The sequence below is a fragment of the Cellulophaga sp. genome (genome assembly GCF_039943695.1).
In the GTDB taxonomy this organism is placed as follows: Bacteria; Bacteroidota; Bacteroidia; order Flavobacteriales; family Flavobacteriaceae; genus Cellulophaga.
Genome location: NZ_JBDVAA010000003.1, coordinates 1 through 23368, shown reverse-complemented (window position 1 = coordinate 23368; position 23368 = coordinate 1). Strand labels below are relative to the sequence as shown.

The 23368-nt window shown below is 33.1% G+C and carries 12 protein-coding genes; all 12 read right to left on the bottom strand.

Annotated elements, in window-relative coordinates:
• Nucleotides 1-11: 11 nt before the first annotated feature.
• Entirely contained in the window at nt 12-500 is a 489-nt protein-coding gene (locus ABJD66_RS00080; RefSeq protein WP_348126812.1) for an ATP-binding protein, read from the bottom strand.
• A gap of 41 nt (nt 501-541) precedes the next feature.
• Nucleotides 542-1162: a hypothetical protein gene (locus tag ABJD66_RS00075; RefSeq protein ID WP_348126809.1), complete on the bottom strand. Its 621-nt coding sequence runs from the start codon at nt 1160-1162 to the stop codon at nt 542-544.
• 144 nt (nt 1163-1306) lie between these two features.
• Nucleotides 1307-1567 (bottom strand): hypothetical protein, encoded by a 261-nt coding sequence (locus tag ABJD66_RS00070; RefSeq protein ID WP_303541717.1) that lies wholly within the window; start codon nt 1565-1567, stop codon nt 1307-1309.
• A 20-nt stretch (nt 1568-1587) separates the two neighbouring features.
• Nucleotides 1588-2112 carry a hypothetical protein gene (locus ABJD66_RS00065; protein WP_348126805.1) on the bottom strand — a complete coding sequence of 175 codons (525 nt, stop codon included), beginning with the start codon at nt 2110-2112 and terminating at the stop codon, nt 1588-1590.
• 29 nt (nt 2113-2141) lie between these two features.
• The gene (locus tag ABJD66_RS00060) at nt 2142-3356 is read right to left on the bottom strand and encodes a DUF4272 domain-containing protein (protein ID WP_348126802.1); all 1215 of its coding nucleotides are present in this window, start codon (nt 3354-3356) and stop codon (nt 2142-2144) included.
• 5 nt (nt 3357-3361) lie between these two features.
• Entirely contained in the window at nt 3362-4057 is a 696-nt protein-coding gene (locus ABJD66_RS00055) for a hypothetical protein (protein ID WP_348126799.1), read from the bottom strand.
• A gap of 136 nt (nt 4058-4193) precedes the next feature.
• The gene (locus ABJD66_RS00050; protein ID WP_100895792.1) at nt 4194-4388 is read right to left on the bottom strand and encodes a hypothetical protein; all 195 of its coding nucleotides are present in this window, start codon (nt 4386-4388) and stop codon (nt 4194-4196) included.
• Nucleotides 4389-4505: 117 nt separating this feature from the next.
• On the bottom strand, nt 4506-17348 hold the full coding sequence (locus tag ABJD66_RS00045; RefSeq protein WP_348126794.1) for a T9SS type B sorting domain-containing protein: 12843 nt from the start codon (nt 17346-17348) through the stop codon (nt 4506-4508).
• A gap of 329 nt (nt 17349-17677) precedes the next feature.
• A complete protein-coding gene (gene xylE, locus ABJD66_RS00040) occupies nt 17678-19129 on the bottom strand; it encodes a D-xylose transporter XylE (RefSeq protein ID WP_348126860.1) in 1452 nt (483 codons plus the stop codon).
• A gap of 55 nt (nt 19130-19184) precedes the next feature.
• The gene (xylA, locus tag ABJD66_RS00035) at nt 19185-20510 is read right to left on the bottom strand and encodes a xylose isomerase (RefSeq protein ID WP_348126791.1); all 1326 of its coding nucleotides are present in this window, start codon (nt 20508-20510) and stop codon (nt 19185-19187) included.
• Between the two features lies 1 nt (nt 20511).
• Nucleotides 20512-21996 (bottom strand): FGGY family carbohydrate kinase, encoded by a 1485-nt coding sequence (locus ABJD66_RS00030; protein ID WP_348126788.1) that lies wholly within the window; start codon nt 21994-21996, stop codon nt 20512-20514.
• 2 nt (nt 21997-21998) lie between these two features.
• A complete protein-coding gene (locus ABJD66_RS00025; protein WP_100895787.1) occupies nt 21999-22985 on the bottom strand; it encodes a GntR family transcriptional regulator in 987 nt (328 codons plus the stop codon).
• Nucleotides 22986-23368 lie beyond the last annotated feature (383 nt).

Here is a 23368-nt window from a genome sequence, read left to right as displayed (position 1 = left end):
TTTAGCTGTTATTACGCTGTAATAACAATTCCATTTTTCATTTCGTTTGCGCTTGGTTTTTCAAACCAAGTTTCCATAAAGTCAAAATTCTCTTTTGTAACTTCAAACTCAAACGTTTCACCTTTTTCTGTATTTCTTTGTAATACCCTTTTTAGTCTGGTTTCTTTGGGTATATCTAAAAAATGAGTTGTTAGTTTAAAATCATTTTCACTTGCAAATCTTCTAAACTTTTCTCTGTGTTCTAATTTAGATAACCCTAAATCTAAAATAGCATCTACATTAGTGTTTTGCAGCTGTGTTACCAAGTTTAAAATTAACTCTTCTGCCCTATTTATTCGTTCTAAAAACCACTCTAAACCATCTTCTGGCTTTTTATCTGCAAGAAACAATGTGTTATTCCATTTATCTATTGAAAAAACAATTCCGCCAGTTTTATTTTTTAATTTGTTAGCGTAGGTTGTTTTACCAGAACCAGTGTTTCCTACAATTAAATGTATCATCTTTTGTAATTATTGATTTTTAGATAAAAAAATAAGGAAAATTATTTTTCTAAAGGAATTGTACCCACTATTTGGCCTTCTTTTAACACAAAAAGTAAATTTGCAATAGGAGCATTACCGTAACTGTCATCTTCCCAAGTACCAACGTGCAAGTTTATAAATGTGCCTAACAATTGTGTATCTGCGTGCCTAGCAACAACCATCATACAAGTTCGTCTAGGTATACTAACCAAAATTTCTTCTGCACCTAACATTTCATGTGCTTTACGCATATGTTTTGCAGATAATATGCGTTCACTACAAAAATCTAGTCCGCTAGAAGTTAAAACTTTATTGTCTAGCTTCTCTACTGCAGTGAATTCTGTCTCAAATTCTTCTAAATTTTTAAAAGCTTCTTGTAAAACTTCATCAGGATCTAATTTTTCTAAATGCTGATGAGTTAAAAACACAAAATTATCTGGAGTATCATACCCAAAACCTACAACAACTTTTAAATCTTCTTCTGTACCTATTAAGTTAGATTTTACAGCACCTGCCTTAATACCAACCCAGTCTCCCGGTTTAAGTATTGGGTAAATTTTATACGCACCACTTTCTGCTTGTTGTGCTAATTTTTCAATTTCTTCTTTAGATTTTTCATCGCCATGAACAGTGTCACTCATTCTTCTACTATTTTATTTAAACTGAATATTGAAAATACAGTAAATATTGTTAACTAAAAAAATGCTTTTATATGCGTAGTGTATAGTTTTATATTTGAAAAAAACTGGTACTAGTTTTAGTCTATACTTTGTATTTAAGAAAGTTTAATTTACCCCTCTTGACTCTAATTCTTTTTTTATTTTTTTCATATTCATATAGTTTAAAGGAATCATACTTCCGGTAGAGAAAGCAACAACTAACAAGGGAGTAAAAACAGCATTATTACCTTTGGCTACTAAACCATAAATACATATAATAATTAAAAAAGAGACTACAATTGTTAATGCAGTTGTAATTACTTTTAACCCTTTTAGTTCTCCTTTTAATTTATCTGTTGGTTTATTTTTTAGGTCCTGTGTTTTCATCTTATTTTTTTAGTTAAAACTTACCATTCTCTCCATAAATCGGCTAATCCTTCACCATCTGCATAATCATCTGGTTTTAAATCAGCTGCTAGTGTAATATGATCTATAAGCTCACATAAATCTTCTCTTTCTCCGGTTTCTATTAAACCGTCAGCATTACTATTTAAATTATTTAGTTCAGTTACAGCAGTTTCAAAAAAGGAAACTTTCTCTATTTCTTTTCCATTTTCTCCTAAAGTAATTAAATTAGCAATTAAGGTATTAAAAATATGCCTTGCTGCACTACAATTTTCCTCTGTGTACTGCTCCATACCGTACTCTGTAAAGTTAGTATGCCACCTTGTAAAAGGATAATATTTTTTGGTTGCTAAAAGTCTATCTGCATAAGACAGACTTTTATTAGCAACAGAAACCTTGTTGGACTTTAAACTTTTAGTGTCGTTTACAACTGCTATATTATTCTTTTTCTTTTTAGGAATAATAAAAACAGAAAAAATTATAATTGCAGCAAATACAACAATAGTTAAAATAATAGCTCTAGGCATATTTTTAGATTTTTATTTAATTTAAAATTTTAAGTGTCGCAACTAACATCATCCCACTGGGCATTGTTGTAATTTATAAGCCAGTTTAGTGCGTAATGACGCTCGTAAACTACGCCTGGGTGAACTTCTTCTATTTGTAAACCATTAATTCTTGCGTCTACACAAGCCCAATCTAAACGGTAATATAAGTCGTTTGCATTTAATATTTCTGCTGTACTTTTTACACTAGTTTGTGCGTTTATAAAATTCCAAGGATCTTTATCTTTACCTACGGGATATTGCTCTGTTGGTATATTATTTAAGTCAGCCAATGCGTTAGGAAAACCTATTTCTGTTGTCTTGTCTAATGCCCAAAAAAGCACCCAAATACACTCGCATTTCCAAGTTTCTTGACTTTTTTTGTCTTCGGTAGGGTTTTGTAAAAAATCTAATTCTTTTGGTGTTACTAAATCAGTTAAATTATATTTACTTATATACTCTAATGCATCTGAACCCGACATAGAATTAAATGCAACAAAATTAGTAACAGCTAGTATAGTTACACGCTCTGCTATTTCTTTTGCTGAACGAATTTCTACACTATCTTCACTCTCTACAAATGGTAAATTCTTATTTACTTTTATATTTTTTGATGCTATAAAGGCATCATTTTGTTCTTTTCTTAATTTTTGGTCCTCTGTAGCTTCTGTTTGAGGTTTGTCATAATACTTAGAGTCTATATTTACGACTAATTCCTCTATTTCACAATTACCATCACCATCAATAATTAAGTCTAAATTTTTATCTAAAAAATGCTGACCATTAGATTTTGAAATTAGAGCATCTGGCTGTACAAAAAGTAAGGCATCTAATTCTTGTGCTAACTCTAATATTATTTCTTTTAAGTTTTTAATGGTACCCTCTTGCTGAATAGAAAACTCTGCGTTTAATGTTTGTACTTTGGCTAAACACAAGCCTTTTACTTTGTCTTTATTGGTAGGCAAAGAATTTATATAACCATACAAACCTTTTAAGTTCTCGTTCAAAGGGCAATCTTCTGTTGCATGAATTTGATAATCTGGCTGTAACCGTTCTCTATAATTAATTAGTAATTTACTGCCTTTACCAAACAAACCACCTTTGGTTTCTGCTACTACTTTACTAGAGTTTCCTGTAGTATTTACACTTACATTAGAAATACTTTTTTTTAGTACTTCTACAATTTTATCTACACCAATTTTATGTGTGTATACGGTACATATCATATGTATTATTGTTTTTTATTAGCCATTGCTAAATTGTATTCCTTAATTAATTTTTTTAGTTTAAACTTTAAAGTAATTGTGTCTTTAAATCCTAAATCTAAGTTTTTCATAATATGATTAGGATTTTGCTTTCTAACATAAGCTGTTTGTATTATTGTTTCCTGTATAACTTTAGTACTAATATAACCAACTTTGTGCTTGTGAATCTTATTGCCTATTTCTACTTTTTCTTCGTGATATCCGTTATATAATAAAAATCCAAATCCACAATAAACGGCATTCAATTCTGTTAAAAGTTCATTCTCTTTTAAAAACTCTTTTTTAATATTATGTTTTCTCATTAAATAATAATGCGACATTTCGTGAGCTAAGATTGCTATTTTTTGATGAAAATTTTGAGTATTTGTATTTGCATTGATATAAATACAATTAAAGTTATCTATCATTTCAAACTTTCCTGCTTCAACATTGTTGAGTGTTAAAATCCTTATGGGCTCTTTAATTAATAAGTGCTCACGCATTTCGTCTGCAATTATTTGCAGTTTTTCCTGAAGATTTAATTCGTAACTAAATGGTTTATGCAATAAATTTTGCGTAAGTTGATAATTACTTCTTGTACATTTTTTTGGTAAAGACTCCTTTAAAAACATTAAAATTTTTAAAATTCTTGGTTTCTCAACCTCATAAAAATAATCTTTCAAATCTGGGTATATTTTGAGTTATTTATGAACTTCTTTTATTACATATTCACATTAAACAAAAGTTTTTACTTTCAATAAAAAAAGATAGTTCTTACAGAGAGTAATTTAGAGATTGTTTTTTAATAGAGCAAAAAAATTATTCTATATACGTATTTATAGAGCAGTCTAATTTGCAGTTTTTAGCAAGCATTTTTCTAAAACCTACTGCTAGGTCGTACTCTTCAAAAATTAAGGCTTCTGTAATACTATCGCTAAGTATAAGTTGTTGCAATAAATACTCTACTACGTATTTATTGTCTGCGGTAAATAATACAAATTTGGTGGAGTCCAACCTTAAAGTTTATTTATGTAATAATTTTTCAAATGTAGTAAATACAATTTTAAAAGCTTGCCAAAATAAAAAACCCTTCTAAAAATTTAGAAGGGTTAATATTAATTTAAAAATTGCTTATCTGTATAATGTAAAGTGACCCATAAATTCTCTTTCGTCACTTTCACCATTTAATTTAATAACATACCAATAATCACCCGTTGGTAAATTTGTATTTTGGTATAAACCATCCCAACCTTGTTCATTATCCTCTAATTTATATACTTCTCTACCATAACGGTCAAAAATAGTAATATAAATATCTGGGAACTGATCTATGTTTTTAGGTATCCAAAAATCGTTTTGACCATCACCATCTGGTGTAAAGAAATTAGGAATTTCAATATCTATAAATTCCATAAATATGGTTTGTATAGATTCACATCCGTTTTCATCTACAACTCTTACTGTATACGTATCTGTCTTTTTAATGTAAAATGTATTATCATCTCCATTATTAACATCGTTAAAGTAGTATGTATACCCTGGTTTACCACCAGTTGCTAAAGCTGTAATTTCATTAATACTTTGCTGCTCTGCAATTAGTTGTAATGGTGTAAAGTCTTCTATTTCAAAATCTACCGTGTTTATACATCCATTAGCGTGTGCAATAGTAATATAATGCATACCAGGAGACAAGTTTGTAAAGTCTGGATCTAGTACCATTAATGCTGGGTCTGTAGTATCTAAACCATACAGTACATCTGCTGTAACTGTTGGATCTTCAAAAATTATAGCAACACTGTTATTTGGAGTATCACCAGTACACTCGTACATAACCTCAGCCGATGCTGTTAGGTTTGCACCTGCTGCAATTTCTACAATTTCATTAGTAATACAACCCATAGCATCTTTAACAAAAATTACATAACTATTGGCTGCTAAATCTGTATACGTCATTTTGCCCTCTACAAAATCTGCATCAGCATTACTATTTATACTAGTACTGTATGGCGCTGTGCCTCCAGTTACAGTTACTGTAATTGTACCATCTTCTTCACCTGCACAAATTTCTGGTGTAGATGCTAAACTCATTTGTAACTCTACTGGTTCGGTAATTGTAAACTCTATAAGATCAAAACATCCATTTTCATCTTGTACAATTACACTGTAATCACCAGCAACAAGCTCATCAAACATATTTTCATCATCAAATTTATTAAGATCTGGAGATATTGCATATTGATAATTACCTGTACCACCTGTAACATTTAATACAATACTACCATCATCATCACCATTACAACTCACATTTGTAATATTTGGTACTACATTTAATGGTGTTGGTTCTGTTATATTTATTACACTTGATAATGTTTCACAATCCTGACTCTGTACATTTACATAGTACGTACCCATTGGTAAGTCTGCAAATATTTCAGATGTTTGGTATGCTCTAACTTGATTAGTTAACGTAGCGTCTGTAAATAATCCGTATTCATAGTTACCTAATCCGCCATCTGCTTTAGCAGTAATTACAGCTGTACTTTCTCCGTTACAATTAATAACCGCTGCACTTTCATCTACAACAAGTGTTAAAGGTGCAATTGGATCTATAACAACAACATTAGATACAGTAGAGATACAGTTAAAATTATCTCTAACATAATATTGATACGTACCATCTGAAAGGCCTGTAAACAAATGCGTTCCTGGACCGTTTGCATTGTTCATTGCTGTAAATGTTACACCATCTGTACTCCAAGTATAAGGAGCAGTACCACCTGTAGCAGACAACTCTAATGCTGCACCTGTAGTACAACCTAATGATGTTTCTGTAGCCAAGCTAGCATTTGGTTCTAGTGGATCTACAATTTCTATAATTGAAGATTCAAAGTCACAGTACATAGCATCTACAACACTTATGCTATAGAAACCTGCACTTAAATTACCAAATGTGTCTGCAGACTGACTAACACTACTTGTTTCTAATGTACTACCACTAGCATCTGTGTATTTATTTAATACATACTTGTAGGTAGTAGTAACATTTCTTGGGTTTACAGTTAAGGTTACTGTTGCATCAGAATCTCCATAACAAACTAAATCTGTGTTTGTAATTGTTCCTGATATAGGATCTGGAACTACAAGCTCAAACTCATTAGGGAATGATACTGTACAACCTAAATCATCTTGAATTACTACTGTATACGTACCAGCTTGTAAACCTGTAAATAAATAAGCATTTACATTGTTTACTGTTTCTGTAAACATAGTAACATTGTTTACAATAGTAATGTCGTATGGAGCTACACCACCAGTTGGTTTAATGTTAGCCGTACCTATATCGTTAGTACAACCAACATCTTCTGTAACTATAGGTTCTAAACCTAAAGCTGCACTAGGTGTTGTAATTGTAACTATTCTGTTTTGTGCACAACTAGGGAAACCATCTTGTGTTACCTCTACTCTATAATTACCTGCTGGTAAATTAATAGGAGCTGTTGGACCCATATCTACAGAGTTAACTGGTCCTCTATAAGCAATTCCATCATCAGTTGGATCTGCCGGAGTACCATTTGTCTGATAAACTAATATAGTAAATGCACCACTATATGTAGCATCACTCATTGTAAGTCTAATTTGACCTTCATCACCAAAACACATAACATTAGATATTACCTCAACATCTACATCAAAAGTATTAGGTTCTGATACCGTATGCTCTGTTGTAATTTTACAACCTGTTACCGTATTTTCTATTAAAATAGTATGTGTACCTGGTTGTAAATCTGCAAATACATTTGATGCTTGCGGTGTACCGCTAGGTAATAATGTATATTCATAATCACCAGGGTTTGTAGTATATGTAGTGCTATTTGTTGTAACATCTACTCTAATTTCCTCTCCTGCGTTTATACAGCTAATTGCATCTGTAACTACTGTAGCAGCAGAAACTAAAGGATCAAAAGCATTTACAGTTACTGTTTGCTCTGCACTACAACCTTTATCATCAATAACACGAACAATAACATTACCTCCAGCAAACTCTGTATAGTTATATGTTGCATTTGTACCACTTTGCAATACAGTACCAGTAGCTACATCTTCAAACTCATATGTAGCATATGTATTACTACCTCCTATTATACTAGTTTCATCTAAAACAATAGTTGCATTGTTTGCAGTATTATCTGATGTACAACCAAATTGGTTAACAACTGGTGTAGCAAACGCTACTACATTTGGCTCACCTACCACTATAGATGTTCTAGTAGTTACACAACCGTTTGGCCCTGTACCTGTAACATCATAAGATCCTGCAGATAAACCAGAGAACGAATTTGTAACTGGATCATAAGTTGCTGCTGGTGATATTGTATATGTTAATGGATTATTACCATTATTTACTTCGGTAATTTTAATAACACCATCTACACCACCATTACAAGTTACGTCTGTTGGCGTAGCTGTAAAGTTTGGCTGTATTGCTGGTGCAACCACAACTGTAAATTGTCTTAAACATTCTGGAACAGAATAAGTGTCATATACAGTTACAGTATAGGTATCTGCAGTTGTTACTACTGCATTTACTGAAGTTGTGAAACCTGTTCTAGCTACAATTTCAGTGGCAGAAGAATTAACAATTCTATATTCATAATTACCTGAACCTTGAGAAGCTTCAATTAAAATCTCTGCATCATTAGTACAACCTAAACTCTCATCTAATGTAGCTGATGCTTGTAATGATGGGAAAACTTCTGTTGCGAATGAATCTGTACAACCGTTACCATCTTTTACAAAAACAGTGTAAGTACCTACAGCTACATTTGTAAACACACCTCCATTAGAAACGTAATTTGCACCACCATCTATAGAGTAAACTAAAGTTGATGAATCTCCAATAGTTGTATTCACTGTTACCGTTGTAGATGTACTACAGTTATCAACTTCAATACCATCAATTGTTGGATTAGCAGCTAATAACATATTAATTGTTCCTAAAGGATACTCACAACCATATTGGTCACTAATACTAACAGTATAATTACCTGCTACAGAACCAGCAGGAATTTCTAAAGGATTATCTGGTGTACCAGTAGCAATTACTGTTGCAGAAGGATCTGTAAGAGTAAATGTATATGTACCGCCACCACCTGTGATACTCTCTACTGCAATAAGTCCTGGAGTGTCACAAGCAATATCTTCTAATTTTCTTAAAGTAGCAGTAATAGGTTCTAATTCTTCTAACAACACATTCTCTGATGCAGATATACACGTATCTGTAGCACCATCAATTTCTGTTACTACAATGTAATATTCATCTGGCACCAAATTGGTTATTTGTAAATTACTATCAAAAGTAACTATAGTACCTGCCATACCAGGAGTAGTACCATTACCACTAGATCTAATAATGTTACCTGCTATATTGTACAATTCCCATCTGTATTGTGATCCAAAAGGAAGATCATTATCTGTAATTGTAAAATCTATTGTTGCATTATCTGCTCCATCACAAGAAGGAGTTGATGTAAAGTCAACATCTAAAGGAAGTGGATCTACAATATCATTTACATTCACATCACTCTGACGAACACAACCGTTAAAATCACGTACATAAAAAACATATGTTCTACCAGGAGTTAAGCCTGTCCACAAGTAATTACCGTGACCTGCTGTAACCGGTACAGCAGATCCAGAAGAATCATTTACTGACCCACCAGCTATCCAAGTAGCAGCAGCAGGGTTAAAGTTTGCTGGATCTTCAGAAATTGCATACTCATAACCCGGAGTACCCTCAGAACCTTGTACTTTAACTTGTAACTCATTACAATTTACAACAACAGCATCTATAGTAATATCCAAATTATCTAAAGGATAAGGAATTGTATACCTTGGAAAATCTGTTTGACAAATTGTATTTCCTGAACCATCTACCGTTCTCATAGAAGGGTAAACGCTATCTCCTGACAAATAACCAGTTAACCTATCTGTTGTTCCAGGTACAGAGTTATCTGCAGTCCAGGTAGCACCACCATCTGCACTAAATTCTATAGTTCCTAAAGTAGATGGATAAGCATCAAATCTAAAACCAAAATCACTAGCAGTACCTGTACAAGTAACAGGTGTAATACCTATAATATCTGCCGTTAACTCGTCAGGGTTATTAATGGTTACATTAGGAGTAGTTGTTACTGTACAACCACTAGCATCAGTAATATTAATTGTATAATTTCCTGGTGCTAAGTTGTAAAATGTTTTGGTGTTGTTAATTACATTGGTAACTGTCTCGTTAGAGGCACCAGCGTTATCTATATCTACAATCTCGTAGGTATAAGGTGCAATACCAGAAGTTATTTGTACCGCTATTGTTCCTAAACCATTATAACAATCAGGATCTGTTGGATCTGCAGTAAAAGTTAAAGGTGTTGCTGGGTTCACTGTAACAGTTTCCATATACTCACAATGAGGATCTGACGCTCCATTGTCCCAAACATACACATCATAACTACCTGCATCTGCTGCAGCTACAGTAAATGTATCTGTTACTGAAAAATCTGCTGCAGTAACTGGAGTTGTTGTTGGTACAAAAGCATATGCTAAATTGCCATCTCCACCACTAGCATCTACGGTTATACTACCATCAGCACAAGAACTTACATCTACAACATTTACAGTTGCATTTAAGTTTGGTTGTATAACTATTGTTTTTAATACTGATACACATCCAAAAGCATCTGTAACTTCAATATCATAACTACCATTTGGTAAACCTGTAAATGTATGCGTATTAGAAGTTGATGGGGTTGGAGTAATCCAAGCACCTCCATTTATTCTAAAATTGTAGTCGCCATTACCACTTGTAACTGTAACAGTTACAGTAGCGTTGTTTGCACCATCATAACAAGATGTAGCAGTTAAATCAAAATCTATATCTTCAAATTTATCTACTGTTACAGCTACTGTTGAAGCAAGCTCACAACCTTTATCATCCTTAACACGAACTACATAATCGCCTTCTGTAACATTTACAAAGTTAACATCTGTTTGGTATGCTCTAATTATAAAATTATCAGCAGCTCTTTCTAACTGATATTCATAACCTGGAGAACCACCTGTAGCAGAAGCTGTTAATGTTGCGCCTGTGTTAAAACAAGTATATGCAGAAGTCTCACTTAAACTTGGTACTATTGCTGCTGGATCTGTTAATGTCGCATCAATATCTGTAACACAAGCATTATCGCTTACTTTTCTAATAAGTACATTGTATGCACCATCTGCTAAATTAGATGCTGTTGTTACTGGTGATGTTAAAGATGTTACCCAGTTTGTACCTCCATCTACAGAATATTCAAATCCTGTTGCTGCATCAAAATTAGAAACTTCAAAACGGATATTACCATCTGAACCACCATTACAATTAGGATCTTTTGTTCCAAGTAATGCTGCACTAAACTCTTTATTATCTTCTACTACAACAGTAACATCTGCAGATTGCGCACAAGCTTCTGGTGCTTGTGTAGCTCTAAGGTCATCTATTATTAAATCGTTACCATCATTACTATTTACGTTATTACGAATAACAATACCTACAGTTGTATTAGCTCCTGGGTTAAAAGTAACCGTACGGTTATGCCAGTCGTCTGCACTTGTATTTTTAGGTATTTCTGCAGTTGCTACACTAGAAATAACAGTACCAGAACCATCTACTAATTCTATTGTCATTTCTGGGTTATTACCGCTGCTACCTACTTGCATTAAGTTATATGCCCATAATGAAAAAGTAATATCTTGGTTAGCTAATACTTCTATTCCGTTTCTAGACCATAAAACACCGTTTAAAACTGGAGCTGCATATACATCTGAGAATGTACTAACATCTATAGCTAAAAAACGACCGTCTGTTAAACCTGTATGGTCGTTAGGGCTTCTGAAGCTAGGAACCGGATTGGTAACAGTGTTAGTAACTGTGTACTCACCATTTACTAAAATACCAGCCGGACCACGGTTACAAGCTGTTTCTGCTCCACTTTGCGGTTCATAACAATAATCGGATCCTATTTCTGCTATTTGTGTAGTAGCACCTGCTCCAAAACTCTCATAGAACAATGTAGACTGACCAGCAGTTAATACACTTGCATAGTCTACAGTAACCGTATAACTACCATTACCAACTCCTGCAAATACATTATTGCTTGGTGGTGTATTGTCTATTGTATTTAACTTATAAATATAGCTAAAGTCTGTTGTGTTAGACGGTGTCATAGTTATTGTACCATCTCCAATACAGTCATACGTAATACTACTAGAAAATGTTGGTGCCGTAATTGGATCTGGAACTGTAATTTCCATTTCGTAAGTACAACCTAAACCATCTCTTAAAACTAGTTCATAATCTCCAGGAGCTAAATTAGCTGTATCTGTAGCACTAAAGCTTGTACCGCCGTTAAAACTATACTCGTATGTACCATCTCCTCCGTTAGGATTTAATATTTTTATTAAGGCTCCAGCCGGGTTACAAGAAGCGTCTTCTATAATAGATGCAGAAGCAGATAACCTAAAAGGTTGGTCTATTTCATAATCTTCGCTTACCTCGCAACCTGTGTCTATAGTAGCTCCGCTAGAATCCATAACTGTAATAGTATAAATACCTGCAGCTAAATTATTAAATGTGTTTACTGTTTGGTAATTTGTACCACCATCTAGACTATATCTGTATGGTGCTGTACCTCCTGTAACATTAACTGTTAGTGTAGATGTTGCAGAATCTGCACAGGTAATTGTACTATGTGTTGCTGTTATTTCTGGAGTTCCTAAATCTTCAATAATAACAGGAACAGACGTAGCATAACATCCATTCTTATCTCTTACTATAAAAGTGTACTCACCTTCCTCATTATCAAAATAAGTTAATGGCGCACCTCTGTATCCAAATAAGAAAGTAGTACTTTCTGTAAAGGCTGAATCTGGAATAGAAGCTTCATCAGCATATAATGCTACTCCATCTTTACTCCAAATAGCCATTTCATATACAGGGCTAGGTAAACCTCCTGTAGGAGTTAAGTTTACAACACCGGCTGTACAAGTAATATTTTCTGTAGTAACGGCACCTAATTTAAGCTCTTCTATTTCACCTACTGTTATATCTTGTGAATTTAAACAACCATCTTGTGTAGTTGTAATTACAATATAATCTCCTGGTGAAACACCTGTAAACTCATATGTATTATCATTCACAGTTGGATGGTTACGTAATGGAGAACCATCGCCTCCATTAGACCCATCATCTAAACGAAGTTCATAACCGTAATTTGGTAATGCGTTAATTACTTGTACTGATATTGTACCACCCGTATTACAATCTTCTGGAGTTGTAGTTATATTAACAGTAAAAATATCTTCCCTAATACCTATATCTTCAGTTTCAAAAATACAAGCACCGTCTATAGGTGTATTATCTGCTGGGTTTAATTGTGTTGCTTGCACTCTATATGTACCAATTGTGGCAATATCAAAGTTTGGTCCGTTGTTAGCTGAAAAAGGAACAACTACTGCACCACTAATTGCATCTACCAACTGAAAACCGTAACCAGCACCTACATTAGTTACTCTTATGTTACCATCTGTATCACATAAGATATTTTTAGATGTAAATTCTATATCTAATTCATTTTTAAAAACTGTAAAGTAAAAACGACTAAAGCAACCACCTGAGTAACGAACAACAACTCTATATTCTCCGCTTTCTGTAGCTGTATAGTTATCTACATTAGATACAGCATTCCAAGTACAGGTTCCATTTTTATTTGCACAGTCATCACCAGCATCAGAACAACTAGTATCATCTAATTTTTCCCAAGTAATACTTTCTGCATCTGTAATACCTAACTGTATTGTAGCCTCATCTGCTGCACCACATAAATAAATTTTAGGTAATAAACTACCGTCTATAGGACAAGTAGCTATTTCACCTTGCATATCATTATCTGGGTTAGCATCACTATTTACAAAATTAAAATAGTCTAATACAGGGTTTGTTTGCGTAGTACCAAAACGTTCTACTTTTATACGCTCTATTAAATTAGGGCAAGTAGCATCTCCTGTTTTTTCTACAATAAAATTACCAATAACAGTTGTTAAGTATGTACTAGGATCTGTATCTGGATCACCATCATTTAATACCGTATCACCAGCATCTACAATGCCGTTATCATTATTATCTAATACCCAGTTGTAAGCCGTAAAACCAGTACCTGCAGACAAAACAACATCATCACCACACAATTGTACTGTTCTTGCTTGGTTACAAGCTGCTAAATCATCTAAAATTGAATTACTAGCCACTTCTGGATCTCTTGTACAAGCTCCTATAGAAGTTGCACCACCCTCATCTGAAAAAGTATTTGTATTTACTATACCTTGGTAAGTAGAGTATGCTATGTTTTCTAATGTTGAAGAACAAGCTGCTACAAACTCAGAACAATTGGCTGTAATTGATACTTTTATTCTTATAATATATTCTGGATCTCCTACTTCTACTAAGCTATTTGGAATAGTAAAGTTTAATGTGTGATTAGCAACATCTTCTGTATAAGATGCTCCTGGAGCACCAGAAAAATCTACTCCGTCTAAAATAACATTCTCTGGTAGTATATTTCTAATAGTATAATTTGTAGCATCATCATCTCCTGTATTTTGAAAACGAAGTACATACTGCATTGTTTGCCCTAAGCTAACTGCATCACCATTAATATCGGTACCAGATAAATCTTCAACTGTATTTTCTAATAAAATTTCTGGAGCAAAAACCTGTGTGTATGAAGCGGCAATTACTGTACCATCTGTAGGGTCTACTGCAGGAGTTCCTACACCATAAACACCATCATCACCACCATCTGCATTATCATCTTTATAATATTCGTTAGCATCACTACACCCATCGCCATCACTATCTAAGTCTAGGTGATCTGGAATACCATCGCCGTCTGTATCTAAATTAGCACAAAATCCAGAGAATGAGTCTGTATTGTAAGCTAAAAAAGCAATGTCTGCATCACTAGATAATTCTAAACGTAAAAATGCAACATCACTTATACTGCTAGCTGGTATACCAAATTCAGATAATTCAATAGTAGCTAAACGATATTCTCTGGTTGTGTTTGCAAAGAAAACGCTACCATTTGGGTAATAGACATCTAAATTATAAGCCCCAACTACTGTAGATAATGCTCCACTACCTGAAGCTTGTATTTGTACAGCATTACCTAAAGGAGCACCTGTAGCATCGTACAAACTAATAATATGCCCTGCACCACCTGGTTGTGCAACTTGTGTTAATAAAATATCTGGAATACCATCACCAACTGTAGCTGCTACAATTGGGTCTATTTCATAGGTCCAGTTATTTCCAATATTTGCAATTGCTGTACCTAAATCTAAACTATTTTGACCGTTAGTTAATAAAGGGTTTAGTGGGTCTGTTGTAGGGTCTCCTACTACTGTTAAACCTAAAGCATTATTTACATCACCATCGTTAAGACTACCCTCTATAGTCATTTCTCCAAAAATATTATTAGAAGGCGTTAATCCCAACCAATTAGATTCTGAAACGGTTAGGTCTGCAAAACCATCGTTATTAGTGTCAATACCATCCATTAAGCCATTACTATTAGCGTCAAAAAGATCATCATCTATGACACCTGTAGAAAAAGTTGTTCCGCCAGAAGTAAAAGCTAATAATTCATGAGATAAGTTTGGTCTTACACTATTTATACTTGTTGAAGAACTTCTCCAAAGATCATTAAAATTGGTAAAAATTTCTGTTATTGGTGTTCCTCCTTGTACTGTTGATGAAGGAGTACCAAAAGTTACATCTCCAGATATAGTACAAAGTTGCTCTACAGAATCATAGATACCATCATTATCGTCATCTAAATCAATAGAGTCAATTACACCATCATTATCATAATCATTATGTACAATAATTCTTGCTGTTGGACTATCTGTAGTTCTATTTGTATCTGTTTGATCTTGTGTGTTAGTTACTGTATTTACTAAATTTAATAAAGGAAGTATGTCTATCTCATCTCCTCTAACCACTAATTCTAATTCAGCAGTTTCTCCACCATCTAGTGTACCTATATTCCAAACATTACCACTAAATGAACCTGTTATTGTAAAGTTAGATACCAATGTTAAGCCTGTTGGTATATTATCTGTTATTTGAAGATTGGTTAATGGCCCAAGACCTAAGTTACGAACCTTAATTGTAAAGGTCGCAGTTTCACCTTCTACTATCTCAGACTTGTCTACCGTTTTGTCTAAAACAACATCTGGGTCACAATAAAGAGCTTTGATAGGCTGAGAGTCATATGTACAAGGTCCTTTTGTTCCTCTAACAAAAAATTCTCCTGCTCCAGAAGGCGCATAATTAGGACTATTTGCTCCTGGTATAAGTACTCCGTCTTCATACCATTGGTAAGCATCAAAATTATTTGTTGCTTCATATATTTCTGATCCAACAAAACAACCACTACCTCCTCTTATTTCTAAAATAACTTCTGGTACTGTATCAAAACCTGAAAAATATCCTGCAACACCTCTGGCACCATTATAACCAAAAAAGCCAACAGCTACTGGTCCTGTAGATTGTACACTTATATTACCATCTAAGTTAGGAATAAAAAATGTTTTCCAGTCTGATGTTCCTGCAACTGCTACAGAAGCTGGCATAGATGTTATCTCTGTTCCGTTTTCATAAACTTTTATGTTTGCATCTGGAGTATTAGTTGCCGCAATAATAGTTACACCACCTGTTACAGTAGTACCTGCCATATTTCTAATATTAGGAATATTATCCATATTATCTGGCAGCAAACAGTTTACAGGAGCAACAAAGTTTAAACCTTGTGTATACACTTCTGCTGCACCTGCCATACATTGGTAAGCATAAGCATCTTTAGAGGTTTGTACAAACATATTTGCACCAACACTGTTACCAGAATAGTAACTGCTTGGCACCTCAAAATACTCTCCTTCATCAATTGTTGCTATTGGTGTTGTGCCACCATTAACATATATATTTGTGTTATCTGCTGTTCCTATAATTAAAGGAAACTCTGTTGTACCATTTGTATTACCGTTACCTCTTACAAAAACATAGTCTTTTCCTAATCTATTTTCTGGCACAGGTTGATCTATACCTGCATCTCGGTTTGATGAACCAGCCTGACGACCAAAGTTCATACCACCATTACTAATTACAATATCTTTTGTAGATTTAATAGATGCTCCAATCCACCCATCTCTTTGAGCTTGAGTTGGAGAGTTACCAACGTAAGCTTCAAAAACAAAAGACTCATTTGCGTTTAATGTTATCTGATAAGTATTATCTGTATGACCATCTACATCATTACCGTTTCTAAATACACAATCTGGATCATAACCATATACATCTACTACAGTATTATCTTCTGTAGCCATTATACCTAATGTATTAGATTTAGATGAGTGCTGTCCTAAATTAGGAATACCTCCCCATTTAAAACTTGTTCCCATTGCAACTCTACCTTTAGATGTTAAAGATGCGGCCTGTGCTGCAGAATAACCTCTATAATTAACATAGAATTTATTTCCACTAGGAGATTCAAAACGTAAACCACTGTTGTTTAATACAACACCCGTATTTTCATTTGTAACCAACGTAATATTGTTGTCTCCGTTACCAAGTGTGTATACAGCCGGACTAACATTTGAAATGTTAAACGTTGCAATTGGTGTTGTATTTGTACCTCTGTAAGCATTAACCGTAAAAGTTGTTGGCTCTGGTGTAGATAAATAAACAGCCTGTTGTTGTACAGCTTGATTATTTTGACCTTGCTTTAATGGGGGCAAATAATGGAGATCACTTAATTGGGCTTTTATTGAAAAACTAAAGCCGAGAAGTAAGAAAAGTAAAATAAGTATTCTTTTGTTCATCAGATGGTATTTGTTTGTAACTTCACTATTATTAATACTATCAAAAAGAACATTTAGTAGGCATAATTGCAATATTTTGTTGTAAAACGCCATCAGAATGTTGCCACAACTACATTTGTGAACATCAAGAAAAATTAAAAGTTAAAATGATTTTTTTAAATATGTAAAAAACATCGGTGAACGCACTATAATACAGCACTCAAGAGAAAATGAAGAACAAAAAACACAAATGAATTTTATCGTGTTTTAATAGCTTTTCAACCTAAAAATTTCTTTGTTTAGGCTAAAATTTATAACAAGAAATTAAGTTGAATGACTTAAAATATGGGTTATTTTTTACGCCACAAATCATTCATTTCTTCCAATGTTTTTCCTTTTGTTTCTGGAATAAATTTCCATACAAAAAATGCTGCTAAAACTGCCATTATACCATAAACCCAATATGCAAAACCGTGATTAAATTTTTCAATTAAATAACTGTTTTTATCCATCATAGGAAAAGTCCAAGACACCAAATAATTAGCAACCCATTGTACAGCAACAGCTACTGCCAGTGCTTTACCTCTAATATTATTAGGAAAAATTTCTGCTAACAAAACCCAAGCAACAGGTCCCCAACTCATAGCAAAACCTGCAACATAAATTAACATACACAATAATGCAAAAACACCTAATGACGCTGTAAAAAAAGAGGTTCCTAGAGCAAACATAGACACTGCCATACTTATAGCTCCTATAATCATTAATGGTTTTCTCCCAAACTTATCTACTGTTTGTATAGCTAATATTGTAAAAAGTAGGTTTATGGCTCCAACAATAATGGTTTGTAATAAAGCCGTATCTGTTTCTGACCCCATACTTTTAAAAATTTCAGGAGCATAATACAAGACTACATTTATGCCTACAAATTGCTGAAAAACAGATAGCAATATTCCTATTATTATAACAGGTATACCATATGAGAATAATTTAGCAGAATTACTTGTAACCGTATTTTTAATTTGATTTAAAATATGTAAAGCTTCTCGCTCACCATTAACCTTAATTAAAACGTCTAGCGCTTTATCTGGATTAGATTTTAAAACTAAAGATCTTGGTGTATCTGGTACAAAAACCAATAACAGTAAAAACAAGCTTGCAGGTATTATTTCTGAAGCAAACATCCAACGCCAACCAATTGTATTTAACCAATTTTCATCTCCTTGATTTGAAATAGAATAGTTTACAAAATAAACTATAAGCATACCAAAAATTATAGCAAACTGATTCATTGAAACTAACTTTCCTCTTTTATTAGCTGGAGCAATTTCTGCAATGTACAAAGGTGATAACATAGACGCTAAACCAACACCTATACCTCCAATAATACGGTATAAGATAAAAATATACATAAAAGTATGGTCTGCCTCTCCTATTGGTTTTATAAACAGCTCTGGCATAGCAGAACCTAAGGCTGATATTAAAAACAAAGTAGCTGCTAAGATTAACCCTTTTTTTCTTCCAAGTATTTTACTTATTAAACCTCCAAAAACTCCACCAATAACACATCCTATTAGTGCACTAGACACTAAAAAGCCAAGTCTTACATTAGATGCTGTTTCAGACAACCCAAATGGTAATACAAAAAACTGTTCCAGAGAACTTACTGTTCCAGATATTACTGCAGTATCATAACCAAATAGGAGTCCGCCTAAAGTAGCTACCAAGGTTAGTCTCCATAGAAATAAGGTATTGGTTGAGGTTTTCATAAGTTTTAAGGTTGTTGGTTGGTACTTGTTAATAAAAAAAGGTGCAAAGCCAGTTTATGCGGCTTATGCACCTTAAGTTATATTTTTATTATATATATTGATTTATGATATTCTCAAACAATTCTTGCTTGCCACTTTTTAAATCTAGTTCACCATTTTCTAATGCTATTTTATGTAAATCTTGAAGGCTTAATTTTCCGTTTTCAAAGTCTTTACCTTTTCCTGTATCAAAAGAAGCATAACGTTTTTTTCTAAGCTCATCATAAGCAGAAGAATTTATAATTTTTTCTGCTGTTAACAGTGCTCTAGCAAAAGTATCTGCACCACCAATATGTGCTAAAAAAACATCTTCTAAATCTGTAGAATTTCTACGAATTTTAGCATCAAAATTAACACCACCACCTTGTAAACCTCCAGACTTTAAAAATACTAACATTGCCTCTGTAGTTTCTTGTATGTTATTAGGAAATTGGTCTGTATCCCAACCATTTTGGTAATCACCACGGTTTGCATCAATACTACCAAGCATACCTTCGTTAGCTGCAACCTCTAACTCATGCTGAAAAGTATGTTGTGCCAAAGTAGCGTGATTTACCTCTATATTAATTTTAAAATCTTTATCTAAACCATACTTACGTAAAAAACCAATTGCAGTAGCCGAATCAAAATCGTATTGATGTTTCATTGGCTCCATAGGTTTTGGCTCTATAAAAAATGTACCTTTAAACCCTTGTGACCTAGCATAGTCCCTAGCTGTAGTTAAAAACTGCGCCATATGATCTAACTCTCTGCCCATATCTGTGTTTAACAAAGACATATAACCTTCTCTACCGCCCCAAAACACATAATTTTCTCCGTTTAGAGCAATAGTAGTATCTAATGCTAATTTTACCTGTGCTCCTGCTCTTGCAACCACATTAAAATCTGGATTAGTAGCAGCACCATTCATAAACCTTGGGTTAGAAAAACAGTTTGATGTTCCCCAAAGTAACTTCACTTTTGAAGCTTCCATTTTATCCTTAAGATAATCTGTAATACTATGAATTCTTTTTTCCGATTCTACCAAAGTTGAACCTTCATTAATCAAATCAAAATCGTGAAAACAATAATAATCAAATCCCATTTTTGTAATAAACTCAAATGCAGCATCTGCTTTATCTTTTGCTGCTTGTAATGGGTCTGATGAAGAGTCCCAAGGAAAATTTTGAGTCCCAGGCCCAAAAGGATCTGAACCCTGACCACAGAAAGAATGCCAATACGCAATAGCAAATTTAAAATGCTCTTTCATTGTTTTACCAGCTACCATTTGGTCTGGATTATAATATTTAAACGCTAAAGGATTTGTAGACTCCTTCCCTTCGAACTTGATATCTCCAATACCCTTAAAATATTCTTTATTGCCAATTAATGCCATATTATTTATGTTTTAAAATGATTTCTAATTCGTTTTTCCATTTCTCGTATGCCAAAACATAAGGAGTTTTATCTTTTAATGGTTTGTATGTTTTTATGTGATCATTAGTTGTGCTATTGTTTTTAAATACTGTAAAATCACCATTTTTTACACCCGCAGCCTTTGCTGCACCAACAGCGCCTGTGGTATTGTATATTTCTATTTCATAACCAATTAAAGTAGCTACTGTTTCAGAAAAAATTTGAGACCTAAATAAATTATCGTTTCCTGCTCTAATAACATTAATAGCTGTATTATCCTCTATTAATATTTGCATACCATAAGCAAATGAAAAAGCAATACCTTCTAATGCTGCTCTATATAAATGTGCGTTTGTATGTTTATTTAGGTTTAGATTACAAAAATGAGTCCCTATAGTTTTATTATTAAACATACGTTCTGCTCCATTACCAAATGGTATCAAACTTAATCCATTAGACCCTACAGAAATTTTAGAGGCCATTTTATTCATCTCATCATAACTAGTAGCTCCTAAATTCTGTTTTAACCAACGGTATTGAATTCCGGCACCGTTTATATTTAAGAGTTTACCTAATACAGGCGTATTCTGAGTATAATTTACGTGAGCAAAATGGTTAATTCTAGATGTTTCTTTAGACTGCAAATTGCTTGTTACTGCATATACTACACCAGATGTACCTCCGGTTACTGCAACCTCTCCGTGGTTAAATACATTTAAAGAAAGTGCATTATTTGGTTGATCTCCGGCTCTGTAATTTACAGGAATACCAACAGGAAGTCCAGAAGCCAAAGATGCATTATTAGTTACAACACCCTGATTTTTAAAGTTTGATACAATGGTTGGTGTTAACCCTTCATTTATCCCATAATGATTTAATAAAAACGAAGCCAATTCATCATTTTTAAAATCCCACAAAATCCCTTCAGACAATCCGTTTTTTGTAGTGTTTACTTCCCCTGTAAGTTGCATTGCAATAAAATCTCCTGGAAGCATATATTTGTAAATTTTACTATAAACATCTGGTTCATTATCTCTAATCCATTTTAGTTTAGATGCCGTAAAATTTGCAGGTGAATTTAAAAGTCTTGCTGCGCATTCTTTTTTGCCAATTTTATTAAAAGCATTTTCCCCTATTTCTACAGCTCTACTATCACACCAAATAATAGAATTACGTAATGACTTTAACTCTTTGTCTACAATTACTAAACCGTGCATTTGGTAAGAAATACCTATTGCAGATATTTTAGATGCGTTAATACCAGATTCTTTAATTGCTCGTTTTGTAGCGTTGCAAACGTGTTTCCACCATTCATTAGGATCTTGTTCTGCCCAATTTGGTTGATGAGCAATAATTTCCATTTCACTTTCTGGCTCATTAACAATAATTATTTGTTTGCCTGTATCTGCATCTACCAATGCTGCTTTAACAGAAGAACTACCAATATCATACCCTATATAATACATACTTATAAAGATTCTCTTAATATTAATTTTGTTGGAATATAGCTTTGCAAAGGCTCATCATTAGTAACGAAAGAAGCAGCTGTAGAACCTAAGGCTTTAAAATCTGTAGATACAACGCTAATACCTTTATATATAAATTTTTTCATTGGAGTTTCATTATAAGACAAGAAACCTACATCTGTACCTGGCTCCAGATTTTGATCTTTACACTGTTCTAAAAAATTACCTAAAACTCTATCACTTACACTTATGTAAGCTTCATTATTTAGAACCTTAAAGTCATTTACATCTAATACAACATCAAAATCTAAATTGTTTTCCTTACAGAATTTCTTAAAATATGTAACCGTTTCAAAAGGATGAAATGTGAATGTAGGATACACAAATACCAGCCGCTTGTATTTTTTTAAATTAGAGATAGCCTCTTTTAAAGCATTAGAAAAAGAAACGCCAAAATCTTGAAATACATAATTGTTATATTCTTTTGCGTGTATATTCCAATCTATTAAAAGCAGGTCGTCATTATCAAAATTAGACAACACCTCGGCAACTTCATTATCATTAAAACTCATAACAACATACTTAAAATACTTTCCTTTGCTGTTGTTTAATATGGTTTTAAAGTTTTCTATTTTGTAATGGTGAAACTGCACATCTACAATTACATTTTTAGGCAAGTTATTTACAAAAGAATGATATAAAACTTCTTTGTACGCTTTAAAAGTATCTAAAACTAGAAGTACTTTTTTAGTATCATTTGCTATATAATATCCTTTATTTGGAACAGATATTATAACACCATTTTCTTTTAAAATAGAATATGCTTTAAATACGGTATCTCTAGACAAACTAAAATCTTTACATACATTATTTACAGAAGGTAAAGCATCACCACTAGTTAAAGTATTACTAGCTAAAGCATCATTAATTGCATTAACCAATTGTAAGTATTTTGGAATATCACTGTTAGAATTAATTTTAAATTTCATAAACCGTTCTGTTCTGTTCTGGTTAGTCAAATATAGAAAATTATTTTTAATTAATAAATAAGCCATAATTAGCAAATATCAATAGTAAGTAAATTCTTAAACCAAAGATGCAATACGTCGACTATATTCATTATTTCATCTAAAATAAATACTAAATAGTATACATAATTCATTAATAGAACAATAGTAAAGAACCTATTATAATAGGTGAGTAAAGGGAATTTACGTGTAAGAATATAAATCAAGTGATTAAAACCAAACTACTACAAAACAAAGTAAATTCTTATATTGCCAGCAAAAAATAGCTTGAGAAAGCTACTAAAGTAACTTGTCTACAATAATTAAATTACCATAAACTCTAACACTTTAGAGAGTTCACAAAT